Source organism: Lentibacillus kimchii (genome assembly GCF_042666895.1).
Classification (GTDB): Bacteria; Bacillota; Bacilli; order Bacillales; family Amphibacillaceae; genus Lentibacillus; species Lentibacillus kimchii.
In genome coordinates this window covers 51,932-60,255 of the sequence record NZ_JBHTGR010000008.1, presented here as the reverse complement: position 1 = coordinate 60,255, position 8,324 = coordinate 51,932, and the positions used below count along the sequence as shown (strand labels likewise).

The 8,324-nt window shown below is 45.6% G+C and carries 11 protein-coding genes; 3 read left to right on the top strand and 8 right to left on the bottom strand.

Annotated elements, in window-relative coordinates:
- Positions 1-375: 375 nt before the first annotated feature.
- A complete protein-coding gene (locus ACFQU8_RS05540; protein WP_382358206.1) occupies positions 376-597 on the bottom strand; it encodes a hypothetical protein in 222 nt (73 codons plus the stop codon).
- A gap of 176 nt (positions 598-773) precedes the next feature.
- Between ACFQU8_RS05540 and pdaB the strand changes: the two genes are divergently transcribed.
- Entirely contained in the window at positions 774-1,532 is a 759-nt protein-coding gene (gene pdaB / locus ACFQU8_RS05535; RefSeq protein ID WP_382358205.1) for a polysaccharide deacetylase family sporulation protein PdaB, read from the top strand.
- An 81-nt stretch (positions 1,533-1,613) separates the two neighbouring features.
- Here pdaB and ACFQU8_RS05530 read toward each other — a convergent pair whose 3' ends face one another.
- A complete protein-coding gene (locus tag ACFQU8_RS05530) occupies positions 1,614-2,261 on the bottom strand; it encodes a KinB-signaling pathway activation protein (protein WP_382358204.1) in 648 nt (215 codons plus the stop codon).
- 184 nt (positions 2,262-2,445) lie between these two features.
- Here ACFQU8_RS05530 and gerD point away from each other — a divergent pair, with 184 nt between their 5' ends.
- A complete protein-coding gene (gerD, locus tag ACFQU8_RS05525; protein WP_382358203.1) occupies positions 2,446-3,039 on the top strand; it encodes a spore germination lipoprotein GerD in 594 nt (197 codons plus the stop codon).
- A gap of 132 nt (positions 3,040-3,171) precedes the next feature.
- Here gerD and ACFQU8_RS05520 read toward each other — a convergent pair whose 3' ends face one another.
- Positions 3,172-4,239: an Mrp/NBP35 family ATP-binding protein gene (locus tag ACFQU8_RS05520; protein WP_382358202.1), complete on the bottom strand. Its 1,068-nt coding sequence runs from the start codon at positions 4,237-4,239 to the stop codon at positions 3,172-3,174.
- Between the two features lie 132 nt (positions 4,240-4,371).
- A complete protein-coding gene (gene cwlD / locus ACFQU8_RS05515; RefSeq protein WP_382358201.1) occupies positions 4,372-5,088 on the bottom strand; it encodes an N-acetylmuramoyl-L-alanine amidase CwlD in 717 nt (238 codons plus the stop codon).
- A 112-nt stretch (positions 5,089-5,200) separates the two neighbouring features.
- Here cwlD and ACFQU8_RS05510 point away from each other — a divergent pair, with 112 nt between their 5' ends.
- A complete protein-coding gene (locus tag ACFQU8_RS05510) occupies positions 5,201-5,605 on the top strand; it encodes a DUF948 domain-containing protein (RefSeq protein ID WP_382358200.1) in 405 nt (134 codons plus the stop codon).
- Positions 5,606-5,632: 27 nt separating this feature from the next.
- Here the strand turns inward: ACFQU8_RS05510 and ACFQU8_RS05505 are convergent, their stop codons facing one another.
- From ACFQU8_RS05505 to rpsI, 4 genes are all read right to left on the bottom strand, one after another.
- A complete protein-coding gene (locus ACFQU8_RS05505) occupies positions 5,633-5,989 on the bottom strand; it encodes a DUF948 domain-containing protein (protein WP_382358199.1) in 357 nt (118 codons plus the stop codon).
- A 37-nt stretch (positions 5,990-6,026) separates the two neighbouring features.
- Positions 6,027-6,431 carry a DUF948 domain-containing protein gene (locus tag ACFQU8_RS05500; RefSeq protein ID WP_382358198.1) on the bottom strand — a complete coding sequence of 135 codons (405 nt, stop codon included), beginning with the start codon at positions 6,429-6,431 and terminating at the stop codon, positions 6,027-6,029.
- 219 nt (positions 6,432-6,650) lie between these two features.
- Entirely contained in the window at positions 6,651-7,826 is a 1,176-nt protein-coding gene (locus tag ACFQU8_RS05495) for a GNAT family N-acetyltransferase (RefSeq protein ID WP_382358197.1), read from the bottom strand.
- An 88-nt stretch (positions 7,827-7,914) separates the two neighbouring features.
- A complete protein-coding gene (gene rpsI / locus ACFQU8_RS05490) occupies positions 7,915-8,307 on the bottom strand; it encodes a 30S ribosomal protein S9 (protein ID WP_382358196.1) in 393 nt (130 codons plus the stop codon).
- Positions 8,308-8,324 lie beyond the last annotated feature (17 nt).

The window sequence follows — 8,324 nt, the reverse complement described above, 5'->3', positions numbered from 1 at the left end:
ATGTCTCAAAAAGCTTCATCCAATCATATGAATACATATGACCGGGAGCCTCTTACCTGACATCTGTTTCAGGCTGGTTGTTTTGTTCAGTTTTCAAGGAGCAATTTATTGCTGTTGTCTTCAACGACAAGTAATAATATATCATGGTTGCAACGAAGTGTCAATAACTTTTTGACTCACTTTTTTCGGCTTTTTTCGGCAAAAAGTGCTTTTCTTTTGAAGCAACAGAAAATACTATAGCATAATGATTTATTCAGTGCAAGTGCTGAAACAAAAAATGTTAAATAAAATTTCCCCGGACCATAATACAGCTGCCATTCGACCATCGTCTGCTCCTGCTATCATGCAGAGTATGCTGACTAATAACCCCTATTACTACCGGTCACCTGTCCGCTTTGGCATGTATTTCAGACATTCCCTCCTGCTGGCAATTCGCCGGTATAAGTTGAATAGCGTCTGATAGCGTTCCTGCATCACATGCTTAACCACGTGATCAATCCGATGATCGTCCATATCTAATAAAATCTCCTCCAGTTCACGCCGGATAATATACTCCATTTCCCTCTCTTCTGTACCATTCAGCAAAAATCCAATCATAAGTAAAACCCATCCCTGTCTAAAAATATTTCCCTGCAATTGTTACGATTTCCAGCTGTGTTGTTTTATCCTTCTCGACCTGAAACGTGCTTATACATTTTTTATCAGGCTTGTTCATATTGCAGCATCACCAGCCATAGAATGAAATAAGGTTTGTGTGGAGAGGAATGATAGTAGTGAGTCATTTTTATGTGGTGAAAGCTGTGAAATGGAAACGTTATATACTCATTATGGCGCTGGCGCTTTTTGCTGCCTTATTTCTCTGGATTGAAAGGGATGGCGCTTATTCTGTTGTATCTCAAGAGGAACCAACGGCCCTGACTAAAGGGAATGCTAATGAGGATGGCATCGCTTTAACCTTTAATATCAGCTGGGGTGACGAGAAGGTGCACGGCATATTGGATGAATTAGAAAAAAGTGGTGTACAAGCTACTTTCTTTGTCAGCGGCGAATGGGCTGAAAACCATCCGGATATCGTAGAGGAAATCACAGACCAAAAACATGAACTCGGTATGCTCGGATACCGTTATGAAAGCTATCTTGAACAGGACATCGAGACCGTACGGGAGGATTTAGCGGAAGCCAGAGATGTATTTGATAAAATGGGCTATGAGGACGTTGATCTGCTGCGGCCGCCTAACGGCCATTTTGACGAGGATATTATTGAATTGGCAGAGAAACAGGGACTCACTGTCACGCACTGGGGAGTTAATCCGAATGATTGGAAAAATCCGGGGACACAATCGATCACGGATATGGTCATGAAACAGACAGAAAACGGGGACATTATCTTAATGCATGCATCCGATTCGGCTAAACAAACAGCAAACGCATTACAGACAATTTTGCCGGGACTGCAGGAAAAAGGATTTCAATTTGTCACAATATCTGAACTGATTAACCAAGCCCATGCGGACTCACAGCTCGCTGACTAAGTATGTGCCATCCGGCTGACAGACAGCATTTTGCACAATCAAAAGTGAACCCCAATGCAGGCTGACGCATTGGGGGGTTCATCAGGCTTTTGATTGATTTGTCTTAACTTTAGTATTGGTTTTTGCCCCATTATCGGCGTTCCCGCTGCCTGTTAAGCGATGAAGTATCAGTAATTGATATGTATTGCAGGCCAGCAGGGGTATAATCATGAGCCAGGCATAATCGGTCCCGGTTGTGCGCAGGCCAGGCACCCATTCAACTGTAGTCATGACAACCATGAGAAACAACGCTGGTATAAAAGCCCGCCGCTTCGTCTCACGTGCTTTAATTTCCGATATAACCCAGCCGTAACCAAGAATAGCTGCCGCCATTAAGATAAACCAGCCCAAGGAGACATCGCCACTCGCTTCTGAATAAGGAAAATAAACTAGATCAAACACAACAAAGGCGATCAGCAGCGTTTGCACCGTTGGCCAAAACGAACGAAACAAACTGAGACCAAACTGGTTTACGAATAAATAGGCAAAAAAACCGGCCTGACTGATAACGCTTGATAAAAAACCCATAACAAGAAAAAAGAGGATAACCCCCAGCAATTCAAAAGCATCAAACGGGCTTAAGTTAACAGCGTAAGATGCCGGCTTAATGAAAAAACTGGTAATAAGCCCAACAATTCCGCCCAGTAGCAGTGTTTTAACAAACAACCCGACCAATTTTCGACTCGTCATTTATGTTCCTCCCAAAGACTATGCTCATACAAATGTTAACATGTACACCATATTTTAACACGAACTCATCTGTTTTTCCTTTATTAGAACATGCAGCCAGCCCTCATTTTGGAAGGCGTGAGCGCACATAGCCAGCTGCTTTACAACACATAGTAAAGACAACAGGAAGGAGGATTCTGAACTTATGTTTCGGATGTCTTTAATGTCCCTTATCCTGGTGACCGTTTTTTTTATCACCGGCTGCAGCGGACAAAGTGCTTCCGGTAACGAAAAGAACTATGACGAAACCAAAAAAATGGTCGTTGATATACTACAGACCGACGATGGAAAAAAAGCCCTGAAGAACATGCTGTCAGACGAAAGCATGAAACAGCAGCTTGTAATGGACTCTGATATGATGAAGAAATCGGTCGAAAAAACACTGTCTTCCGATAAAGCTACTGATATGTGGAAAAAACTGTTCGAAGATCCGGCTTTTGTGAAAACGTATGCTAATTCCATGGCAAAGGAACACAAAAAATTGATGAAAGATCTGATGAAGGATTCGGAATTTCAGAAGCAGATGCTGGACGTTATGAAGGATCCGCAAATGACCAGTCATATGGTCAGTGTTCTGAAGAGCCAGGAATTTAATAAGCATTTGGAAAAGACGATCAACAACACTATGGAAACACCGAAGTTGCAGAAGAAAATGAACAAAATCATCCTAAAGGCGGCTGAGGAACAATCCAGCAAGAAGAAAAAACAATCAAAGGGAGGAGGCAGCGGCAGTGGCTAAGGCGTACGATTCACGACGCTGCCTGCCGAACTCCCTTTGAAAGAGGTGACACCTTCATGCACCTGTCCAGAACCCCGAAATGAGAGCAAACATCTCATTTTCGGGGTGCTTTTCATGTTTACAGATTCTGTTCTATTCTTCTTCCTCCATTTTAGCCATGATCATCGACGCTATTTTGTGATATTCCTTCCCAAGCGGGTGATCTTCCTGGTAAATTGAAGGCGCAAATTCATCATCCTCATTTTCATATGGCTGCTGCAGCGGCAGCTGACCAATCACTTTTGTCTGCAGCACTTCTGCAAGCTTCTTGCCGCCGCCGCTGCCGAAGACATATTCGCGTTCCCCGGTCTTCTTGCTTTCAAAGTAAGCCATATTTTCAATCACACCGAGAATTTCATGCTCCGTTTTGATTGCCATCTGCCCGGCTCGCGCTGCCACGAAGGCCGCCGATGGATGAGGCGTGGACACGATAAGTTCTTTAGCCGATGGAATTAGATCATGAACATCCATGGCAATATCCCCTGTTCCTGGCGGTAAATCCAGAAGCAGATAGTCCAGGTCACCCCACTCGACTTCCTGGAAAAAGTTATTCAGCATTTTGCCAAGCATTGGGCCACGCCAGATAACCGGGGAGTTATCCTCAACAAAAAAGCCCATAGACATGACTTTGACCCCGTACCGCTCAACCGGTATGATCGTTTCACCGCGTACTTGCGGTCTGTTTTCAATGCCCATCATGTCCGGAATACTGAATCCGTAGATATCCGCATCGATAATGCCGACTTTCTGCCCGAGCCGCGTGAGCGACATCGCCAGGTTAACCGTGACCGTTGATTTGCCGACGCCGCCTTTACCGCTGGATACGGAAATAAAGTTCGGCTGCTTGCTCACACCAAGCAAGTCCTTTTCATCCTCAGCCTCGGCATCGGACTGATATTTCTCAATGACGTCATCAGGCAATTGTTCGAAACGAAGCCCGACTGTTGCCGCACCGTTTTTCTTTAAAATGCTGACAATTTCCTGCTGCAATTCCATTTGCTCAGGCGTGTTCGTCTTGCCAATGCCAACCTTCACGCTGACATGCTTTTTCTCTTCCTTTATGGAAATACTGCGGACACCGCCTGTTTCCTCAAGCGTCCTATGTAAAAACGGGTCCTGGACAGGATTAAGCAGGTTCTGTATCTCTTCTTCTGATAACATGATCTGTCACCATCCCTTTCTGCCATCTATATAAATCACAGTCACTTTTTTGATTACACCCCGATTATAACACAGTTTGTCCAAATTCTAAGTGATACGAATCGGGCCGCAGCAGAGATGGTGGCTTAACAATCAGTCGCCCGGGTCCTCCGTCGTATATGTCAGGATCCCTTCATAAATGCTTGCACTCATTTGCTCCTGGTAAGTCTCGTTTTTTAGCCGCTCCCGCTCTTTATCATTGGATAAAAACCCTATTTCCACAAGTGCTCCCGGTACATTAGCATGTTTCAGTAAGTAAATATTATTTAAAGGAAGTGTTTGCCGTGATGTGTTTTCCAGATTGCGCTTGATTTCAGCCTGGATGCTCTCAGCCAAATGCTTGTTGGCTTCTTTATCCGGATGATAAAACGTCTGGGCACCATGCCACTTTTCCGATGACAGAGCATTCAGATGAAGTGTGATAAAAAGATCTGCGTCTTGATCATTAATAAACGTCATCCGCTTGCGTATATCCTCTGCCTTCCGCCGTGACAGACCTTTGGTATCCTCAGCAGCAAGATCTGTATCCTCTTCCCGCGTCAAATAGACAAGCGCCCCTGACTGCTGCAGAAAATCCCGTGTTTTTTTCGCAACATCCAGCGCAATATCTTTTTCCAGCGCGTCATCATCACCACCAACCGATCCGCCATCCGGCCCGCCATGACCCGGGTCAATGACAATCGTCTGGCCGGACAGCGGAAGGGACCACGTTTCCCAGGTTGATTCCGCTTGCTGAATCGGATATTGAATCAGAAATGCTAAAAGGACAAAACCGAGCCCCCACATCAGTCGTTTGCTGTACCGTTTCATATTGCTCGCCCCTTACCTAGTGGTTGTGCCTATTGTATTGTATGGGACGAGTATGTGGTTTATGATAGTTAAAGGAAGCGCAGTATTTTAACTAGGAAAGGAAGGATAGGCCATGTGGGTAGGCATTGGTGTCATCATCATTGGCGTGGTTCTGCTTGGGCTTGTAGCCTTGCTGATTAAACCGCTCCAGTCATTAACGCACGTGCTCAGCAATCTGGAAAAGACAACAGAAGAGCTTCCAGGCCAGGTCGGGGATGTCATTGAAGGGACAAAAGGCACCATCCATTCAGCGAACGGTGCTATCAGCGAGCTGAATGAACAACTGAGTAAACTGGGTCACGTTTTTCAGTTTATCAATCGGATTGTGTCATCACTCGAAAGTCTGTTAGCGGAGAGTACAGCTATTAATAACGAGATGAAGGCCAAAACAGATAATCCGCTGATGAGCCGCTATCACCTGGAAGACCTGTACGGCGCATTAGCGCTGGGCTATGCGGTATTACAGCGCCGGAAATAATAATTAAATCCCCTGACGTCAGGGGATTTAATTATCCTGTTCATGCTGCTGTTCATTTTCCGGTGCGTTTTTGTTTAATTTGCTGCTGAAGCGCGCTAATGGTGACGTTACTTTCCGCGACATTTCACCGACGTCCTGCACCATATAAAACAGCGGGCTTAATGTGCGCAGCTGCTCATTCACTTGTGATATCGTCACATTTGTCTGATTAAGCACCTGTCCGGTTTCCCGGAAAATGTCATCTAATTGGTTCGGCATCTGCTCGACGGTCTTCTCAATTCCGCGAAGCACATGAGCCAGGTTATTCAGAGTCCAAGCCAAGTAAACAGCAAGGACGAGAAACGCGACGCCGATCAGTATGACGCCGATTCCGGTTAAAGTCATATCGAACCCTCATTTCCTGATATTGTTTAAGACGCTGTTATGATCGCGTTCGTTTATAAAGCTTGTACATAACATCAGCCCATTTAATTGTTTTAGTCAGCCGATTCCGGTTTTTGGGTGACGCCCATGAGGCGGTTTTGTCTGTCTGCCGCTGGACAAACCGGTCTCCTTCATAAACCGACACGCCTGCATCATCCAGAGCCGTAAACAGACTGTCGGTGGCAGCCAGCTTCTCATTCAAATCATCAACTGTTTGCCCGGTTTCTTCTAACGTCTTCTGTAATTCAGGTGTGATATAGTGCATTTTTTGCTCAACTTCATTTAATGTATGACTGATGCTTTCCATGGTGTTGGCTGCACGCTTTAAAACGAGTGACGCATAAATAACAACAAGTGCAAATGCCAGCGCGCATATAAAAACACCTATATAGACGAAATCCATGGAATATCACCCTCCTTTTTGCACTTATCGGATCAGGCATATGAGATGGCCTGTTCCTGTCAGCCAGAGTCCTGCCTGAGTTCTCGCAGATCATCTTTCCCGATTACCACTTTATCATATTCACCGAAATGTTTCCATTCTGTCACACCAAGGCTATGAAATAACCATGACTATTCTAACGCAGGACGCTGAAAAATGATACGTAAGATGCTCCTCAGGCTAAAAGAAATCAGGCAAATAAGTCTGCTGGTCCGGAATCATGCTTTCCAGACATTCAACAGCCCGTCTGTCACCAGCAATCAGTCCAGCCCGGTACAATTCAAGCGGGCGCTTAAAACTCATCAGCATAACAGTCAGCTGCTGCACATTACAATGAACACCGCTTGCCTCACGACTGCTCTCAGTCCGCAGGTGTGTCACATTAGGTCCAGAACCAGTTTGTGACAGCTGATACGTCCCATTATTCTCCGGCAGGAAGGCATCTGTCACATGCAGTGCCACCGATTCAGCTCCCTCATTAAGAAATGGATACTGTTTCAGAAATGCATGAACATCAACGATCCGCGCCATAAAATAGGGATTGATCGTCTGCTCAAAACGCGGCTCATCAACAAGCAGCGGCAAAGGATCATTCTCCGGCACCGTCATCGTGACTGTTTCGGCCATGGAGTCATGATTAGCGATAAATCTCAGGAGCTGCTTATACGCATCAACTGTTTCAGCAATCAATTCGTGCACCATCAGCTGACCCTCTTTCACGCTGTACAGAATATAGCCCTGCGGCTGTCCATGAGCATCATAGGCTGCCGCCTGCTGCTGATTATTTTTTAAGACACGTTCCTTCCACCACTTGTTATCACGGACAAGCATGCCGTTGTAGTGCTGCGCATACGTTGTGTAAATCTGATCCAAGACCGGAATGTCATTATGCAGACGGCGAACATAACCATCGACATCCCAGGACTGTTTTAGACGCGCAATCGAAATACGATACGTCTTTTGCGAAAACGCATATTCCCAGCCATACTTCCGGTAAAAACCGAAGGAAAATGGATGCAGCAAGGAAAGGGTCTGGCCATTGGCGCGCATATATTGCAACGCGGTCTGCAATAATTGCTTAACCGCTCCCTGACGGCGATACTCAGGCCAAGTTGCCACGGAACTGACACCGCCCATTTCAAAAGATTTGCCGTTAATATAGCAGGACAGCGGAACCAGATGCACTTTGGCGGCAATCTGATCATGATCCATCATTCCCCAAATAATATGCCGCGATGCATCAGCTTTTCGTTCATTGAACTCTTGTTCTGACAGCTCATATTGAAACGCAAACTGCGACAGCGCAAAAATAGCATGAGCATCGTCTTCTGGATCCAGACGTTTAATCGTTGTCATCATCATCCCTCCCATGAGCATTAAAGCCTTTTTCCTATTAAAAAGAGCTCTCAACCAATCCTGATTGAGAGCTTCTGTTTTGCGTGTATTAACGTTTCGAGAATTGTGGTGAACGACGGGCACTTTTGAGTCCGTACTTTTTACGTTCAGTCATGCGTGAATCACGTGTCAGATAACCTTCACGCTTAAGGATATCTTTAAAATCCGGATCAGCTTTCAGCAGTGCACGGGCAACACCATGGCGGATCGCACCTGCTTGACCCGTGAAGCCGCCGCCGTCGACGTTAACCAGCACATCATACGTGCCCTCTGTCTCCGTCGCTTGAAGAGGCTGATTCAGAATAATTTGCTGTGTTTGATATGGGAAATAGTCTTCTGCATTGCGTTTGTTAATAACAACACGGCCTGTACCTGGAACGAGACGGACACGTGCAGTTGACGTTTTACGGCGTCCGGTGCCGTAATATTGTACTTGTGCCAAGTTATTTACCTCCTTTT